The organism is Holophagales bacterium (genome assembly GCA_016719485.1).
Taxonomy (GTDB): domain Bacteria; phylum Acidobacteriota; class Thermoanaerobaculia; order UBA5066; family UBA5066; genus UBA5066.
The window spans coordinates 262,140-276,508 of record JADJZB010000021.1 but is presented as its reverse complement, the minus strand read 5'-3'; the positions used below and the strand labels follow the sequence as shown (position 1 = coordinate 276,508).

24 protein-coding genes and 1 pseudogene are annotated in these 14,369 nt (G+C 67.4%); all 25 read right to left on the bottom strand.

Features of this window, described 5'->3' with window-relative positions:
* Positions 1-456, bottom strand: coding sequence for a 50S ribosomal protein L15 (rplO, locus tag IPN03_13265; GenBank protein MBK9374656.1), 456 nt, complete (start codon positions 454-456; stop codon positions 1-3).
* 18 nt (positions 457-474) lie between these two features.
* The gene (rpmD, locus tag IPN03_13260; GenBank protein MBK9374655.1) at positions 475-822 is read right to left on the bottom strand and encodes a 50S ribosomal protein L30; all 348 of its coding nucleotides are present in this window, start codon (positions 820-822) and stop codon (positions 475-477) included.
* On the bottom strand, positions 822-1,349 hold the full coding sequence (rpsE, locus tag IPN03_13255) for a 30S ribosomal protein S5 (protein MBK9374654.1): 528 nt from the start codon (positions 1,347-1,349) through the stop codon (positions 822-824). The genes rpmD and rpsE overlap by 1 nt, the downstream gene beginning before the upstream one ends.
* A 128-nt stretch (positions 1,350-1,477) precedes the next feature.
* Positions 1,478-1,846 (bottom strand): 50S ribosomal protein L18, encoded by a 369-nt coding sequence (locus IPN03_13250; GenBank protein ID MBK9374653.1) that lies wholly within the window; start codon positions 1,844-1,846, stop codon positions 1,478-1,480.
* 10 nt (positions 1,847-1,856) lie between these two features.
* Positions 1,857-2,414, bottom strand: a complete 558-nt coding sequence (gene rplF / locus IPN03_13245; protein MBK9374652.1) for a 50S ribosomal protein L6 — start codon at positions 2,412-2,414, stop codon at positions 1,857-1,859.
* A 17-nt stretch (positions 2,415-2,431) separates the two neighbouring features.
* Positions 2,432-2,824: a 30S ribosomal protein S8 gene (gene rpsH / locus IPN03_13240; GenBank protein MBK9374651.1), complete on the bottom strand. Its 393-nt coding sequence runs from the start codon at positions 2,822-2,824 to the stop codon at positions 2,432-2,434.
* A gap of 19 nt (positions 2,825-2,843) precedes the next feature.
* Positions 2,844-3,029 carry a type Z 30S ribosomal protein S14 gene (locus tag IPN03_13235; protein ID MBK9374650.1) on the bottom strand — a complete coding sequence of 62 codons (186 nt, stop codon included), beginning with the start codon at positions 3,027-3,029 and terminating at the stop codon, positions 2,844-2,846.
* 19 nt (positions 3,030-3,048) lie between these two features.
* Positions 3,049-3,591 carry a 50S ribosomal protein L5 gene (gene rplE / locus IPN03_13230; GenBank protein ID MBK9374649.1) on the bottom strand — a complete coding sequence of 181 codons (543 nt, stop codon included), beginning with the start codon at positions 3,589-3,591 and terminating at the stop codon, positions 3,049-3,051.
* Between the two features lie 3 nt (positions 3,592-3,594).
* Positions 3,595-3,930, bottom strand: coding sequence for a 50S ribosomal protein L24 (gene rplX, locus IPN03_13225; protein MBK9374648.1), 336 nt, complete (start codon positions 3,928-3,930; stop codon positions 3,595-3,597).
* Between the two features lie 43 nt (positions 3,931-3,973).
* The gene (gene rplN / locus IPN03_13220; protein MBK9374647.1) at positions 3,974-4,348 is read right to left on the bottom strand and encodes a 50S ribosomal protein L14; all 375 of its coding nucleotides are present in this window, start codon (positions 4,346-4,348) and stop codon (positions 3,974-3,976) included.
* A 15-nt stretch (positions 4,349-4,363) separates the two neighbouring features.
* A complete protein-coding gene (rpsQ, locus tag IPN03_13215) occupies positions 4,364-4,657 on the bottom strand; it encodes a 30S ribosomal protein S17 (GenBank protein MBK9374646.1) in 294 nt (97 codons plus the stop codon).
* Positions 4,654-4,824: a 50S ribosomal protein L29 gene (gene rpmC / locus IPN03_13210; GenBank protein MBK9374645.1), complete on the bottom strand. Its 171-nt coding sequence runs from the start codon at positions 4,822-4,824 to the stop codon at positions 4,654-4,656. The genes rpsQ and rpmC overlap by 4 nt, the downstream gene beginning before the upstream one ends.
* 20 nt (positions 4,825-4,844) lie before the next feature.
* Entirely contained in the window at positions 4,845-5,270 is a 426-nt protein-coding gene (rplP, locus tag IPN03_13205) for a 50S ribosomal protein L16 (GenBank protein ID MBK9374644.1), read from the bottom strand.
* Between the two features lie 12 nt (positions 5,271-5,282).
* Positions 5,283-5,930 (bottom strand): 30S ribosomal protein S3, encoded by a 648-nt coding sequence (gene rpsC / locus IPN03_13200; GenBank protein MBK9374643.1) that lies wholly within the window; start codon positions 5,928-5,930, stop codon positions 5,283-5,285.
* A gap of 227 nt (positions 5,931-6,157) precedes the next feature.
* Positions 6,158-6,547 (bottom strand): annotated as a pseudogene (gene rplV / locus IPN03_13195) (50S ribosomal protein L22).
* A 10-nt stretch (positions 6,548-6,557) separates the two neighbouring features.
* Positions 6,558-6,857, bottom strand: a complete 300-nt coding sequence (gene rpsS / locus IPN03_13190; protein ID MBK9374642.1) for a 30S ribosomal protein S19 — start codon at positions 6,855-6,857, stop codon at positions 6,558-6,560.
* 21 nt (positions 6,858-6,878) lie between these two features.
* Positions 6,879-7,703, bottom strand: a complete 825-nt coding sequence (rplB, locus tag IPN03_13185) for a 50S ribosomal protein L2 (GenBank protein ID MBK9374641.1) — start codon at positions 7,701-7,703, stop codon at positions 6,879-6,881.
* Position 7,704: 1 nt separating this feature from the next.
* A complete protein-coding gene (gene rplW, locus IPN03_13180) occupies positions 7,705-7,998 on the bottom strand; it encodes a 50S ribosomal protein L23 (protein MBK9374640.1) in 294 nt (97 codons plus the stop codon).
* Positions 7,995-8,651, bottom strand: coding sequence for a 50S ribosomal protein L4 (gene rplD / locus IPN03_13175; protein MBK9374639.1), 657 nt, complete (start codon positions 8,649-8,651; stop codon positions 7,995-7,997). The genes rplW and rplD overlap by 4 nt, the downstream gene beginning before the upstream one ends.
* An 11-nt stretch (positions 8,652-8,662) precedes the next feature.
* Positions 8,663-9,310, bottom strand: a complete 648-nt coding sequence (gene rplC / locus IPN03_13170) for a 50S ribosomal protein L3 (protein ID MBK9374638.1) — start codon at positions 9,308-9,310, stop codon at positions 8,663-8,665.
* Positions 9,311-9,337: 27 nt separating this feature from the next.
* Positions 9,338-9,655 carry a 30S ribosomal protein S10 gene (rpsJ, locus tag IPN03_13165; GenBank protein MBK9374637.1) on the bottom strand — a complete coding sequence of 106 codons (318 nt, stop codon included), beginning with the start codon at positions 9,653-9,655 and terminating at the stop codon, positions 9,338-9,340.
* 88 nt (positions 9,656-9,743) lie between these two features.
* Positions 9,744-10,946 (bottom strand): elongation factor Tu, encoded by a 1,203-nt coding sequence (tuf, locus tag IPN03_13160; GenBank protein MBK9374636.1) that lies wholly within the window; start codon positions 10,944-10,946, stop codon positions 9,744-9,746.
* A gap of 97 nt (positions 10,947-11,043) precedes the next feature.
* The gene (gene fusA / locus IPN03_13155; GenBank protein ID MBK9374635.1) at positions 11,044-13,119 is read right to left on the bottom strand and encodes an elongation factor G; all 2,076 of its coding nucleotides are present in this window, start codon (positions 13,117-13,119) and stop codon (positions 11,044-11,046) included.
* 222 nt (positions 13,120-13,341) lie between these two features.
* Positions 13,342-13,812, bottom strand: coding sequence for a 30S ribosomal protein S7 (gene rpsG, locus IPN03_13150; GenBank protein MBK9374634.1), 471 nt, complete (start codon positions 13,810-13,812; stop codon positions 13,342-13,344).
* Positions 13,813-13,831: 19 nt separating this feature from the next.
* On the bottom strand, positions 13,832-14,206 hold the full coding sequence (locus IPN03_13145; GenBank protein MBK9374633.1) for a 30S ribosomal protein S12: 375 nt from the start codon (positions 14,204-14,206) through the stop codon (positions 13,832-13,834).
* Between the last annotated feature and the right edge of the window lie 163 nt (positions 14,207-14,369).

Genomic DNA, 14,369 nt, shown 5'->3' with positions numbered 1-14,369 from the left:
TCACGCGGGGACTTCCTCGCAACGGCCCCCGGCCGCTTCGATCTTCTTGCGCGCCCCGGCCGTGAACTGGTGGGCGACGACCGTGAGCGCCTTCTTGAGGTCGCCCGTGCCGAGGACCTTCACCTCCGCGCCCTTGCGGTGGAGGAGGCCGGCCTTGCCGAGGGACTCGGCGTCGACCGTGGCGCCGGCGGCGAAGACGCGCTCGAGCGCCTCGACGGGGACGGTGTTCCATTCCTTGCGGAAGATGTTCTTGAACCCGCGCTTGGGCAGGCGGCGATGGAGCGGCATCTGGCCGCCCTCGCGCCCGAGCTGGCCGGAATAGCCGCTGCGGGACTGCTGCCCCTTGTGGCCCTTGCCCGAGGTCTTGCCCAGGCCGGAACCGGGACCGCGGCCGACGCGCTTGCGCGACGACGTCGCCCCCTTGCGGGGACCGAGTGTGTGGAGTCCGTGAGCCATGGCGTCTCGTCCCTCTCGCTACTCGCCCACGACCTCGACGAGGTGGCGGACCTTGAGGATCTGCCCGCGGATGGCGGGCGTGTCGGGCCTCACGACCTCGTGGCGGATCCGCCGGAGGCCGAGGCCCTTGAGGGCCTGCTTCTGGTCGACCGGGGTGCAGATGCCGGAGCGGATCTGCCGGATCCGGATCGTCTTCGGCGCGGCGGCCGGGGAGGCCGGGCTGGGCACCGCCGGAGGGGCGGGCTTGGCCGGCGGCGGCGGGGCGCTGGGCGTCTTCGCCGCCTTCTTCGGTACGCCGGCCGCCGAGGCGACCTCCGTCAGGAGGGCGTCGACGGTCTTCTTCGAGCTCTTCTCTTTCTCGGCCATCACTTGGTCTCCGCCACGGCCTCCGGGGCCGGCTCGGCGACCACGACCGGGGCGGCCGCCTCGGCCGCCGCGCCGGTCGTCCGGCCGCGGGCCTTGAAGATCGCCTGGGCCAGGTGGAGGTTCCGAAGCGCGTCGAACGTCGCCTTCACCACGTTGTGGGGATTCGTCGTCCCGAGCGACTTCGTGAGGATGTTCTGGACGCCCACGGCCTCCAGGATGGCGCGGACGGCGCCGCCGGCGATGACGCCGGTGCCTTCCGAGGCCGGCTTGAGGAAGACCCGTCCCGCACCGTAGTGCCCGGTGACGGCGTGGGGGATGGTCTTGCCCTTCAGGGTGACCGAGATCATGGTCTTCTTGGCCATCTCGATCCCCTTCTTGATGGCCGTGGGGACTTCCTTCGCCTTCCCGGCGCCGTAGCCGACGCGGCCCTTGCCGTCGCCGACGATCACCAGCGCGGAGAACGAGAAGTTCTTACCGCCCTTGACGACCTTCGTGACACGGTTGATGTGCACGACGTGGTCGATCAGGTCGGCGCCCGCGCGGCCCTCTCCGAGGGCCCCCGCGGGACGCTGCGGCGCGGCGTTCGGGCCGCCGGGGCGGCCGCCCGGGCCGCCCGGACGGTTTCCGAAGCGGGGAGGACGGGGAGGTGTGCTGCTCAAAACTTCAACCCCTTCTCGCGCGCGGAGTCGGCGAGAGCCTTGACGTTGCCATGGTAGAGGTGCCCGCCCCGGTCGAACACGACCGCGACGACACCCTTCTCCTTCGCTCGCTCGGCGATGAGCGCGCCGACGGAAACCGCCGCCGCCTTGCCCGCGGCGCTCTTCCGCCCGCCGAGGACGCCCGCCTCGCGGGAGCTGGCCTGCGCGACCGTGTGACCGGACGCATCGTCGATGAGCTGCGCGTAGATGTACTTCAACGTCCTGCGGACGGCCAGCCGGGGCCTCTCGGAAGTCCCTTCGACCTTTTGGCGGATCCTCTCGTGGATCCTCTCGCGCGCCTCGACGCGTGCCTGAGCCCTGTTCATCCTCGCGACCTCACTTGCCGGTGGCCTTTCCGGCCTTCTTCTTCAGGACCTCGCCGACGAAGCGGAAGCCCTTGAGCTTGTAGGGGTCGGGCGGCTTGATGGAGCGGATGCGCGTCGCCGTCTCGCCGACCTTCTGCTTGTCGACGCCCGTGACGACGATGTGCGTCACGTCCTTGGCCTTCGCGTCCGGAGCCACCTCGATCGTCACGCCCGCCGGCTCGGGGAACCGGACGGTGTGCGAGTAGCCGCACGTGAAGACGACTTCGCTCCCCTTCTTCTCGGCCTTGTAGCCGATGCCGACGAGGTCGATGGCGCGACGGTACCCGTCCGCGACACCGAGGACGGCGTTGGCGACGAGCGCCCGGTTCAGGCCGTGGAAGGCGCGGATCCGCTTCTCCTCGCTCGATCTCACGAGGTCGACGCGGCCGTCCTTCACGGCGACGGAGATGCCGTCGAGGATCGGCGTGGAAACCGTTCCCTTGGGCCCCTTGACGTGGACTCCCGCGGCGTCGACCTTGACCTCGACGCCCTTGGGGAGGGTGATCGGCTTCTTTCCTACTCGAGACATCGTCTTTCCTCCCGGTCCTACCAGACCGAGCAGACGACCTCTCCGCCCAGGCCGCGCTTGCGCGCGTCGTGGCCGGTGAGGAGGCCCTGTGAAGTCGAGACGATGGCGATCCCGAGCCCGCCCAGCACGCGGGGGAGCTCGTCCTTGCCGCGATAGAGACGGCGGCCGGGGCGCGAGACGCGCGTCAGGCCGTGGATGACGGGATTGCCCGAGTCGTCGTACTTGAGATAGAGGCGGAGCATGCCGGCGCCCTTGTCGTCAAGGACCTTGAAGTTCTTGAGATAGCCCTCGTCCTTGAGGATGCGGGCGATCTCGATCTTCAGGCGTGAAGACGGGACGTCGATCTTCTCGTGGCGCGAGGTCAGCCCGTTGCGCACGCGAGTCAGGAGGTCGGCGATGGGGTCGGTCAGAGCAGCCACGCGCCCCCCCTCACCACGACGCCTTGGTCACGCCCGGGACGTAGCCCGCGAGCGCGAGGTTTCGGAAGCAGATGCGGCAGGTGCCGAACTTGCGCATGTACGAGCGGGGACGGCCGCAGATCTTGCAGCGGTTTTTCGCCCGGATCGCGAACTTCGGCGTCCTGTTGGCCTTGACGATTGAGGAGCGACGAGCCATCGACGGTTCTCCCTTGTTCCTAGCGCCCGAACGGCATGCCCAGCTCGCGGAGCAGGACTCGCGCCCTGTCGTCGGAGCCGGCCGTCGTCACGATCGTGACGTTGAGGCCCTTCGACTTGTCCACCTTGCCCGGGTCGATCTCCGGGAAGACGAGGTGGTCCTTGATGCCGAGCGTGTAGTTCCCGCGGCCGTCGAAGGCCCTGGAGGGCACGCCGCGGAAGTCACGCACCCGCGGAAGGGCGATGTTCAGAAGGCGGTCGAGGAACTCGTACATCCGCTCGCCGCGCAGTGTGACCCGGCAGCCGATCGGCATGCCGGCGCGGAGCTTGAAGGTCGCGATCGACTTGCGGGCGCGTGTGATGACGGCCCGCTGGCCTGCGATCTTGGTCAGCTCCTCGGCGGCGGCTTCGACGATCTTCACGTTCGTGATCGCCTCACCGACGCCCATGTTCAGGACGACCTTCTCGATCTTCGGAACCGCCATCTCGTTGTCGATCCCGAACTCCTTCTTCAGGACCGGGACGACGTCCTTGCGGTACTTGTCGTTGAGCCGCGACGTCATCTCTTACGCTCCCGTCTTCTTGACAACGGAAGAGATCGTCGCGTTGCTCCGGCGCGCGAAGCGCACGCGCTCGCCCCCCTCGACGCGCACGCCGACGCGGGTCGGCTTGCCCGTCTCCGGGTCGCGGAGCATGACGTTCGAGATGGCGATGGCCGCTTCCTTCTCGACGATCCCGCCCTTGATGTTCTTCTGCGGGTTCGGGCGCGTGGCACGCTTGATGAGGTTCACTCCCTCCACCACGACCCGGCCCTTCGCCGGCACGACGCGCAGGACTTTCCCGTGCGCCCCCCGGTTCTTGCCGGTCAGGATGACGACGTCGTCACCCTTCCGGACGGTGATCTTCCCCTTGTATTCGGGCTGTTTTTTCTTCATCGCGGGCGCCTCAGATCACCTCGGGAGCCAGCGAGATGATCTTCATGAACTTCCTCTCGCGCAGCTCCCGCGCGACCGGCCCGAACACGCGGGTGCCGATCGGCTCTTTGTCGTTGTTGATCAGAACGGCCGCGTTGGTGTCGAACCGGATGTAGCTGCCGTCGCGGCGGCGCTGCTCGCGGCGCGTGCGCACGATGACGGCCTTCACGACCTTCCCCTTCTTCACGGCGTCGGGCGCGTCCGGAGCCGACTCCCTCACCGCACAGGTGATCACGTCTCCCAGGTGCCCGTACTGCCCGACGGATCCCCCCTTGAGGCGGATGCAGAAGAGGCGCTTGGCTCCGGAGTTGTCCGCGACGTCGAGGATCGTCCCCATCTGAATCATGGCGGCTCTCCTCCCCTACCCTTCGCGCCGCGCCGCGGTCACGACGGCGCGGACGCGCCAGCGCTTGCGCGCGGACAGGGGCCGCGTCTCCTCGATCTCGACGACGTCTCCGGGAATGCACGCGAAGACGCGGTCGTCGGCGAGGAACCGGGCGGACTTCTTCATGAACTTCCCGTAGCGGCCGTGCTTGACGAGGCGGGTGACCTCGACGACGACGGTCTTCTCCATCTTGTTGGAGACGACCGTGCCGACCTTGCGGCTCTTGCGGACCGCGGGCTTCTCCGCGGCGGGTGTGGTCTCGGTGGTCATCGGGCCTGCCTCTCGGCCGTCTTCAGCCGCGCGATGTCCCGGCGCAGCTGGCGGATCTTCATCGGGTTCTCCAGCTGGCCGGTGGCCTTCTGGAGGCGGAGGTTGAAGAGCGCCTGCGTCCACTCGCGGAGCTTGACGGTGCGCTCGTCGGCGGACCAGCCCTTCATCGTCTCGACGTTCGTCCCTTTCATCGCACGGCCTCCTCGAATGCGCGCGAGATGAACCGGGTCTTGATGCCGATCTTGTCGGCGGCGAGCCGGAAGGCGTCCCGGGCGGTCTTTTCGTCCACGCCTTCCATCTCGAACAGGATCCGGGCGGGCTTGATGACGGAGACCCAGGCCTCCGGCGCACCCTTGCCCTTCCCCATTCGGGTCTCGGCGGGCTTCTTCGTGATGGGCTTGTCGGGGAAGACGCGGATCCAGAGCTTTCCGCCACGCTTGACGTGGCGCTGGATCGCGACGCGTCCGGCTTCGATCTGCCGCGCGGTGAGCCACCCCGGCTCGAGCGCCTGCAGGCCGAACTCCCCGAAGGAGAGCGACCCGCCGCGCAGGGCGGTGCCCCGCCGGCGCCCCTTCTGCTGCTTTCTGTACTTGACCTTGGAGGGCATCAACATGGCGGGGCTTCCTTACGCGACCTTCCGGCGCGACTTCGCGCGGTGGAGGTCGCCCTTGTAGATCCAGCACTTGACGCCGATCTTCCCGTACGTCGTGCGGGCCTCGGCGAAGCCGTAGTCGATGTCGGCCTTGAGCGTGTGGAGCGGCAGGCGCCCCTCCTGGTACCACTCCGACCGCGCGATCTCGGCGCCGTTGAGGCGGCCGGAGCAGCGGATCTTGATTCCCTGGGCACCGAAGCGGAAGGCGGATTCCATCCCCTTCTTCATCGCCCGGCGGAACGCGACCCGCCGCTCGAGCTGCATCGCGATGGACTCGGAGACGAGCTGGGCGTCCGTCTCGGGGCGCTGGATCTCGACGATGTTGACGTGGATGTCCTTGCCGAGCCGGCGCTGGAGACGGTCGCGGAGCTGGTCGACGGCCGCGCCCTTCTTCCCGATGATGACGCCGGGGCGGGCGGTCATGATGTTGATCTTGAGCTTGTTCCCGCGCTCGATCTCGACCTCGGAGACGGCCGCGTTCGCGAGGTCGCGCTTGAGCTCGGCCCTCAGCTTGAGGTCGTCGTGGAGGAAGCGGAGGTAGTCCTTCTCGGCGTACCAGCGCGAGTGCCAGGTCCGGTTGTAGCCGATGCGGAACCCGTACGGATGAACCTTCTGACCCATCGTTGCTACTCCTGCCCGCCGGCGGGCTCCGAGGCCTTCGCGCTCTTGTTGGCCCTGGGGGCCTTCGGCTTGCCTTCGGCCTTCGGGGCGGCCTTCGCCGCGTCCTTCGGGGCCGGCGGCCGGGCGGCGGCCTTGGCGACGGCCGCGGCGACCTTTCCGCCCTTCTTCCTGGCGACGGGCCGCGCCGGCTCGGCGGCGAGCCCCGCCTTGCGCCGGACGACCGGGTCGTCCGACAGGTGGACCGTCACGTGGCAGAACGGCCTCGTGACGAGCCACATCCGGCCCTGCGGTCCGCTCATGAAGCGGGGCCGGGCGTAGCGCTTCTTGTAGTTGGAGACCGAGCGGATCATGGCGTTGCGCTGGAGGGGCTTGCGACCTGCGCCGTCGACGAGGATCCGGGAGACGACGAGGGCGTCGGCGTCGACGCCGGAGCCGTTCTGCTGGGCGTTGGCGACGGCCGACTCCAGGAGCTTCTTCAGGTCGGGGGCGCAGCCCTTCGGCGTGGCGCGCAGCATCGCGAGCGCACGGCCGACGGGCTTCATGCGGATCAGGTCGGCGACGAGCCGCACTTTCTGCGCGGAGCCGCGGTAGTGGCGGAGGCGGGCAACGGCTTCCATCGGCGCTCCGTTACTTCGCCGCCGGGGCGGGCGAAGCCCCCTTCTCGACCTTCCGGCCCGAGTGGCCCTTGAAGGTCCGGGTGGGAGAGAACTCGCCGAGCTTGTGACCGACCATGTTCTCGGAGACGTAGACGGGAATGAACTTCTTCCCGTTGTGGACCGCGAGCGTGTGACCGACCATCTCGGGCATGATCGTCGAACGGCGCGACCAGGTCTTCACCACGCGCTTGTCCCCAGCCGAGTTGAGGGCGACGATCTTCTCCAGGAGGTGCCCGTCCACGAAGGGGCCTTTCTTTGTCGAACGCGACATCAGGGTTTCCTTCGCTCCGCCTTACTTCTTGCGGCGCTTGACGATCATGTTGTCAGTGCGCTTGTTGTTCCGGGTCTTCGAGCCCTTGGTCTTCCAGCCCCACGGGGAGCAGGGGTGCCGGCCGCCCGACGTCTTTCCCTCGCCGCCGCCCATCGGATGGTCGACCGGGTTCATCGCGACGCCGCGGTTGTGCGGCTTCCACCCCAGCCAGCGGTTCCGCCCCGCCTTGCCGATCGAGATGTTCTCGTGCTCGAGGTTCCCGACCTGCCCGATCGTGGCATAGCAGCCGATGCGGACCTTGCGGAGCTCGCCGGAGGGCATGCGGAGGAGGCAGTGCTCGCCTTCCTTCGCCATGACCTGGGCGCCCGCGCCGGCCGACCGGACCATCTGCCCGCCCTTTCCGGGCGTCAGCTCGACGTTGTGGACGACCGTGCCGAGCGGGATCGACTTCAGCGGAAGCGAGTTCCCGGTCAGGATGTCGGCGGTCGGGCCGGCGACGACCGTCTGGCCGATCTCGAGACCGTTCGGCGCGATGATGTAGCGCTTCTCGCCGTCCGCGTAGTGGATCAGCGCGATGCGGGCCGACCGGTTCGGGTCGTACTCGACGGACGCGACCTTGCCGGGAATGCCGGTCTTGTCGCGCTTGAAGTCGATGACCCGGTAGCGGCGCTTGTGGCCGCCACCACGCCACCAGGAAGTGAGCTGGCCGAGGTTGTTCCGGCCGCCCGTCTTCATCTTCCCGCGCGTGAGGCTCTTCTCGGGGGCGCTCCGCGTGATCTCCGCGAAGTCGCTGGTCGTCCGCTGCCGGAGACCGGGGGACGTGGGCTTGTAAGAGCGAACCGGCATGTCAGACCCCCTCGAAGATCGGCGGCAGCTTCTCGCCCGCCTTCAGCTTCACGTAGGCCTTCCGCCCTTCGCTCGTCCGGCCGATGGAACGCCCGACCTTCTTGATCTTCGACGTCGTCTTCAGGACGCGGACGGAGTCGACCTTGACGCTGAAGAGGACCTCGACGGCGCGCCGGATCTCGATCTTGTTCGCGTCGCCGGCCACCTTGAACGTGAGGACGTTCTGCGTCTCGCGCAAGGTGGTCGACTTCTCGGTGATGATGGGCTTCAGGAGAATCGACTGGGCGGTCTTCATCCGAGCACCTCGGTGACCGTCTTGAGTGCCTGCTCCGTCAGGATGACCGCCCCCGCCTCGAGCGCCGAGTAGGCGTCGAGGCCGAGAGCGTCTTCCACGGCCAGGAAGGGGTTGTTCCGCGCGGCCTTCGCGAGCTTCTCGTTCTCGCGGCGGTCCAGGAGGAGCGCCTTGCCGGTGATGCCGAGCTTGGCCATCGTCGCGGCGAGGTCCTTCGTCCGGTGCGTCGGGAGCTCGAGGCTCTCGAGGAGGAAGAGCTGGTTCTCGCGGAGCTTCTCCGACAGGACGCAGCGCAGGGCCGCCTTCTTCGTCGCGACGTTGACCTTGAGGTCGTAGGAGCGGACGACCGGCCCGTGCACCGTGCCGCCGTGGCGGTGGATCGGCGGACGGCCGCCGCCCTGGCGGGCCCGGCCGGTGCCCTTCTGCTTGAAAGGCTTCTTTCCCGAGCCGGAGACCTCGGAGCGGACCTTGACCTTGTGGGTCCCCGCGTGCTCGCGCGCGCGGATCGCCCGGACGACCTCCCACACGATGTGGCGGCGGAAGGGAACCCCGAAGATCTCCTCGGGGAGGTTCGCCTCGCCGACGGTCTCGGCGTTCAGGTTCCGGATCGGGACGGTGAGGCTCGTGGAGGGAGCCGTCTTCTTGATGGTCGGCATCGTCCCTCTCCTCAAGCCGCCTGCGTCCGCGGGGCCTTCTTCACGATCTTGATGACCGTGTTCCGGGCCCCGGGGACCGCGCCCCTCAGGTAGATCAGGTGGTTCTCGGCGTCGATCTTGACGACCTCGAGGTTCTTGGTCGTGATCTGCTTCCCGCCCATCCGGCCCGACGAGCGGGTCCCGGGGTAGACGCGGGAGGGGTACGCCGAGGCTCCGATCGAGCCGGGGGCTCGGTGGAACATCGAGCCGTGAGTCGCGACGCCGCCGGCAAAGCCGTGGCGCTTGACGACCCCCTGGAATCCCTTCCCCTTGGAGACGCCGACGACGTCGACGTGCTCGGCGGGGTTGAAGATGTCGCAGAGGACCTTGTCGCCCGGGGCGAACGGGTCCCCCTCCTCACACCGGACCTCGCCGACGGTCCGGGTCGGGGGGACGCCGGCCTTCTCGAAGTGGCCGCGGGCGGCCTTCGTGAGGCGGCGGGGCGACGGACGGGGCCCGACGAGCCCGAGCTGGACCGCGTCGTAGCCGTCGTTCTGCTTGGTCTTGCGCTGGACGACCAGGCACGGCCCGGCCTCCACCACCGTCACCGGCACCACGGTGCCGTCGGCAGCGAAGAGCTGGGTCATCCCGATCTTGCGCCCCAGAATCCCTGTGATCATGGTCAAAAACCTCGTTGCGGCTCCGGACTACTTCCCCATGGTGCGGATTTCGACTTCCACACCGGCGGGGAGCTCCAGCTTGGTGAGGGCGTCGACGGTCTGCGGCGTCCACTCGAAGATGTCGAGGAGTCGCTTGTGGGTCCGCATCTCGAACTGCTCACGCGATTTCTTGTCGACGTGCGGGGAGCGGTTGACCGTCCACCGCGAGATGGTCGTCGGCAGGGGGATGGGGCCGGCGACCTTGGCGCCCGAACGGCGCGCCGTGTCGACGATTTCGAGCGTCGACTGGTCGAGGATGCGGTAGTCGTACCCCTTGAGGCGGATGCGGATCTTGTCGTTGCCCATCGTCTTTCTCGTGGTTCCGCCCTTTGGGGCGGAGACCGGCCGTGTACGGGGAGCGCCTTCTGCGCCCCCCTTCACGACCGGCCCCTCGTTAGGCAAGGATCTCCGTGACGGTGCCCGCACCAACGGTACGGCCGCCCTCGCGGATTGCGAACTTGAGCCCCTTTTCGATGGCGATCGGGGCGATCAGGGTGATCTCCAGCTCGACGTTGTCGCCCGGCATGACCATCTCCACGCCCTCGGGGAGCTTGGCCGAGCCGGTGACGTCCGTCGTGCGGATGAAGAACTGCGGACGGTAGTTGTTGAAGAACGGCGTGTGGCGGCCGCCCTCTTCCTTGGAAAGGACGTAGATCTTGCCCATGAACTTCGTGTGGGGCTTGATCGTGCCGGGCTTGCAGAGCACCTGGCCGCGCTCGACGTCGGTGCGCTCGACGCCCCGGAGGAGGACGCCGATGTTGTCGCCGGCCTGTCCCTGGTCGAGGAGCTTCTTGAACATCTCGACGCCGGTGACGACCTTCTTGACCGTGTCCTTGAAGCCGACGATCTCGATCTCCTCGCCGACCTTGACGATGCCGCGCTCGACACGGCCGGTGACGACCGTGCCGCGGCCGGAGATGGAGAAGACGTCCTCGATCGGCATGAGGAACGGCTTGTCGGTCTCACGGACCGGGTCCGGGATGTTGTCGTCGAGGGCCTTCGCCAGGTCCCAGATGCACTGGGCGTCCGGACCGGACGGGTCGTTGAGCGCCTTGATGGCCGCCCCGCGGATGACCGGAATCGTGTCGCCGGGGAACTCGTACTTGTTGAGGAGGTCGCGCACCTCGAGCTCGACGAGGTCGAGGAGCTCGGGGTCCTCCATCAGGTCGCACTTGTTGAGGAAGACGACCATCGCCGGGACGTTGACCTGCTTGGCGAGGAGGACGTGCTCCTTGGTCTGCGGCATCGGGCCCTTCGGGGCCTCGACGACGAGAATCGCGCCGTCCATCTGCGCCGCGCCGGTGATCATGTTCTTGATGTAGTCGGCGTGGCCCGGGCAGTCGATGTGGGCGTAGTGGCGCTTCTCGGTCTCGTACTCGACGTGCGCGAGGGCGACGGTGAGGATCTTCGTCGCGTCGCGACGGAAGGTCTTGGCGTCGGCCTTGGCCACGTCGTCGTACGCCTTGGCGGTCGCAAAGCCCTTCGTCGAGAGGACCTTCGTGATCGCGGCGGTGAGCGTCGTCTTGCCGTGGTCGATGTGCCCGATGGTCCCGACGTTCACGTGGGGCTTCGTGCGCGCGAATTTCTCCTTGGCCATCGTTTCCTCCGAATCTCTCCTCGGTCCGTCGTGTCAGACCTCTAGGGAAGTCTGTTGGGTGTTGCCCGACTCGTTCTCTCGCGGGGGACCAGCCGGATCAGGCTGAGACCTTCGCGATGATTCCCTCGGCGATCGCCTTCGGGACCTCGTCGTAGCGCTCGAACTGCATGCTGTAGTTGGCCCGGCCCTGGGTCAGGGACCGCAGGGTCGTGGAATAGCCGAACATCTCCGAGAGCGGGACGCTCGCCGTGATGACCTGGAAGTTCACGCGCGGCTCCATGTGGTTGATCTTTCCGCGGCGCGAGTTCAGGTCCCCGATGACGTCGCCCATGAAGTCCTCGGGCGTGACGACCTCCACGGCCATCATCGGCTCGAGGAGGGCCGGGTCGGCCTTCTTTGCCGCGGCCTGGAACGCCATGGAGCCGGCGATCTTGAACGCCATCTCCGAGGAGTCCACGTCGTGGTACGAGCCGTCGTAGAGCTCGACCTGGATCTGCGTCGTGGGATAGCCCGCGAGGACCCCCGTGAGGATCGCCTCCCGGATTCCCTGGTCGATCGGCTTGATGAACTCGCGCGGGATCACGCCGCCGACGATCGCGTTGACGAACTCGTAGTCCTTCCCTTCCGGGTGGGGCCGGAGCCGGATCTTCGCGTGGCCGTACTGGCCCTTGCCGCCCGTCTGGCGGATGAAGCGCCCTTCGGCCTGCGCCTCCTTGCGGATCGATTCGCGGTAGGCGACCTGGGGCTTGCCGACGTTCGCGCCGACGTTGAACTCGCGGATCAGGCGGTCGACGATGATCTCGAGGTGGAGCTCGCCCATCCCGGCGATGATCGTCTGGTTCGTCTCCTTGTCGGTCGTGACCCGGAACGTCGGGTCTTCCTGCATGAGCTTCGCGAGGGCGAGGCCCATCTTCTCCTGGTCGACCTTCGTCTTCGGCTCGATCGAGAGGGTGATGACCGGCTCGGGGAACTTCATCGCCTCGAGGACGACGACGGACTTCTTCTCGCAGATCGTGTCGCCCGTGACGACGTTCTTCAGGCCCACCGCCGCGCCGATGTCGCCCGCCCAGATCTCCTTGATCTCCTCGCGCTTGTTCGCGTGCATCTTGAGGAGACGGCCGACCCGCTCGTTCGTCTGCTTCGTGGCGTTGTAGACGCCGGACCCGGCGTCGAGGTGCCCCGAGTAGACGCGGAAGAAGGCGAGCTGGCCGACGAAGGGGTCGGTCATGATCTTGAAGATGAGGCCCGCGAACGGGGCGTCGTCCTTCGTCTCGCGCCACGTGTCCTTGCCGTCCTCGTCGACTCCCTTGATGGGCGGGATGTCGATCGGAGAGGGGAGGTACGCGATGACGGCGTCGAGCAGCTGCTGGACGGCCTTGTTCTTGAACGCGGAGCCGCAGACGACCGGGTGGAGCCGCCCGATGATCGTCGCCCGCCGGAGGGCGGCCTTGAGCTCCGCCGCCGAGGGGATGATCCCCTCGAGGTACTTGTGCATCAGTTCGTCGTCGGTCTCGGCGATCGCCTCGATCGCCTTCTCGCGCCAGGCGGCGAGTTCGGCGCGGTGCTCGGCCGGGACCTCGACGGTCTGGAACTCGGCGCCGAGGGCCTCGTCCTTGAAGTCGTACGCGATCTCGTCGAACAGGTCGATGACGCCGCGGAACGTCTCGGCAGAGCCCCACGGGAGGATGATCGGCACCGGCTTGGCGCCGAGCTTGGAGATCATCATCTCGACGCAGCGGTCGAAGTCGGCCCCGACGCGGTCCATCTTGTTGACGAACGCGATGCGGGGAACGCCGTAGCGGTCGGCCTGGCGCCAGACCGTCTCCGACTGCGGCTCGACGCCCGACACCGCGTCGAAGACCGCGACCGCGCCGTCGAGGACGCGGAGCGAGCGCTCCACCTCGGCGGTGAAGTCGACGTGCCCCGGCGTGTCGATGATGTTGATCCGGGTGCCCTTCCAGGCGCAGGTCGTGGCGGCCGAAGTGATCGTGATGCCGCGCTCCTGCTCCTGCACCATCCAGTCCATCGTGGCAGTGCCCTCGTGGACCTCACCCAGCTTGTAGCTGACGCCGGTGTAGAAGAGGATCCTCTCCGTAGTCGTCGTCTTACCGGCATCGATGTGAGCCATGATGCCGATATTTCTGCAGTTTTCGAGCGCGTGCGTTCTCGCCATAAAGGTTTTGTTTCCCGACCTCGGTCGTGTCTGCGCCGTCGAACCCTCCCGGGCTTCGCGTTTCCGCGACCTCGGGCGGGTTCCGCACGCTGTAATGCGTGTCCCGGTTCGGTTGTCTCCGCGGACCTCGCCGTCCCCTAGAGGGTGCGGCCGGTTTCCACGGACTCCGGGTTTCCCGGGGAGGATGCCGTCAACCGGCTTCCTCCCTTTCCGTGCAGGCGACTACCAGCGGTAGTGCGCGAAGGCTTTATTGGCCTCCGCCATCTTGTGGGTATCCTCCCTTTTCTTCACGGAATTCCCGCGGTTGTTGGCCGCGTCCAGGAGCTCGCCCGCGAGCTTGTCTTTCATGGTCTTCTCGCCACGGGCCTGCGAGTAGTTGATGATCCAGCGGATCGCGAGAGACGTCCGGCGATTCGGCTTCACCTCGACCGGGACCTGGTAGGTCGAGCCGCCGACGCGGCGGGACTTGACCTCGAGGGCCGGCTTGACGTTCTCCAGGGCCTTCTTGAACGTCTTGAGCGGATCGTCCTGGGTCTTGCCCTCGATCTGCTTCATGGCGCCGTAGAAGATCCCCTCGGCGGTGGACTTCTTTCCGCACTTCATGACGGAGCTGATGAACTTGGTGACGAGCTGGGACTGGTAGAGCGGGTCCGGAAGGACCTCTCGCTTGGGAACTTCGCGACGGCGCGGCACGACTCTTCTCCCCTGTCCCTTATGACTTCGGGCGCTTGGCGCCGTACTTGGAGCGGGACTGCTTGCGGTTCGCGACGCCGACGGCGTCGAGAGTCCCACGGATGATGTGGTAGCGAACGCCGGGAAGGTCCTTCACGCGGCCGCCACGGATCATGACGATGGAGTGCTCCTGGAGGTTGTGCCCGATGCCGGGGATGTACGTCGTGACCTCGATGCCGTTCGTGAGGCGGACGCGCGCGATCTTTCGCAGCGCCGAGTTCGGCTTCTTGGGAGTCGTGGTCTTGACCTGGGTGCAGACCCCCCGGCGCTGCGGGCAGGACTGCAGGGCGGGCGACTTCGTCTTGTAACGAACCGCTTCGCGCCCCTTTCGAACGAGCTGGCTGATCGTCGGCATCAGGTTTCCTCGGTTCCTCTTCCGCGCCGGAGAGACGACTTTTCGGCCCATCGGGCCGTGTCTCCCCGGAATTTTCGATGTCGGATCGCTCTCCCGGAGAGCCCGAAGGGCTCAGTCCGAGGGGCGAAACCGGCAGAGATTACGTGCAAGTCCCCGGCCTGTC

Bases quoted from the DNA above. Each gene is read 5' to 3' on its own strand.
- rplO (MBK9374656.1), bottom strand. From the start codon at position 456: ATGGCTCACGGACTCCACACACTCGGTCCCCGCAAGGGGGCGACGTCG.
- rpmD (MBK9374655.1), bottom strand. From the start codon at position 822: ATGGCCGAGAAAGAGAAGAGCTCGAAGAAGACCGTCGACGCCCTCCTG.
- IPN03_13250 (MBK9374653.1), bottom strand. From the start codon at position 1,846: ATGAACAGGGCTCAGGCACGCGTCGAGGCGCGCGAGAGGATCCACGAG.
- rplF (MBK9374652.1), bottom strand. From the start codon at position 2,414: ATGTCTCGAGTAGGAAAGAAGCCGATCACCCTCCCCAAGGGCGTCGAG.
- IPN03_13235 (MBK9374650.1), bottom strand. From the start codon at position 3,029: ATGGCTCGTCGCTCCTCAATCGTCAAGGCCAACAGGACGCCGAAGTTC.
- rplE (MBK9374649.1), bottom strand. From the start codon at position 3,591: ATGACGTCGCGGCTCAACGACAAGTACCGCAAGGACGTCGTCCCGGTC.
- rplN (MBK9374647.1), bottom strand. From the start codon at position 4,348: ATGATTCAGATGGGGACGATCCTCGACGTCGCGGACAACTCCGGAGCC.
- rpsQ (MBK9374646.1), bottom strand. From the start codon at position 4,657: ATGACCACCGAGACCACACCCGCCGCGGAGAAGCCCGCGGTCCGCAAG.
- rpmC (MBK9374645.1), bottom strand. From the start codon at position 4,824: ATGAAGGGCTGGTCCGCCGACGAGCGCACCGTCAAGCTCCGCGAGTGG.
- rplP (MBK9374644.1), bottom strand. From the start codon at position 5,270: ATGTTGATGCCCTCCAAGGTCAAGTACAGAAAGCAGCAGAAGGGGCGC.
- rpsC (MBK9374643.1), bottom strand. From the start codon at position 5,930: ATGGGTCAGAAGGTTCATCCGTACGGGTTCCGCATCGGCTACAACCGG.
- rpsS (MBK9374642.1), bottom strand. From the start codon at position 6,857: ATGTCGCGTTCGACAAAGAAAGGCCCCTTCGTGGACGGGCACCTCCTG.
- rplB (MBK9374641.1), bottom strand. From the start codon at position 7,703: ATGCCGGTTCGCTCTTACAAGCCCACGTCCCCCGGTCTCCGGCAGCGG.
- rplW (MBK9374640.1), bottom strand. From the start codon at position 7,998: ATGAAGACCGCCCAGTCGATTCTCCTGAAGCCCATCATCACCGAGAAG.
- rplD (MBK9374639.1), bottom strand. From the start codon at position 8,651: ATGCCGACCATCAAGAAGACGGCTCCCTCCACGAGCCTCACCGTCCCG.
- rplC (MBK9374638.1), bottom strand. From the start codon at position 9,310: ATGATCACAGGGATTCTGGGGCGCAAGATCGGGATGACCCAGCTCTTC.
- rpsJ (MBK9374637.1), bottom strand. From the start codon at position 9,655: ATGGGCAACGACAAGATCCGCATCCGCCTCAAGGGGTACGACTACCGC.
- tuf (MBK9374636.1), bottom strand. From the start codon at position 10,946: ATGGCCAAGGAGAAATTCGCGCGCACGAAGCCCCACGTGAACGTCGGG.
- fusA (MBK9374635.1), bottom strand. From the start codon at position 13,119: ATGGCGAGAACGCACGCGCTCGAAAACTGCAGAAATATCGGCATCATG.
- IPN03_13145 (MBK9374633.1), bottom strand. From the start codon at position 14,206: ATGCCGACGATCAGCCAGCTCGTTCGAAAGGGGCGCGAAGCGGTTCGT.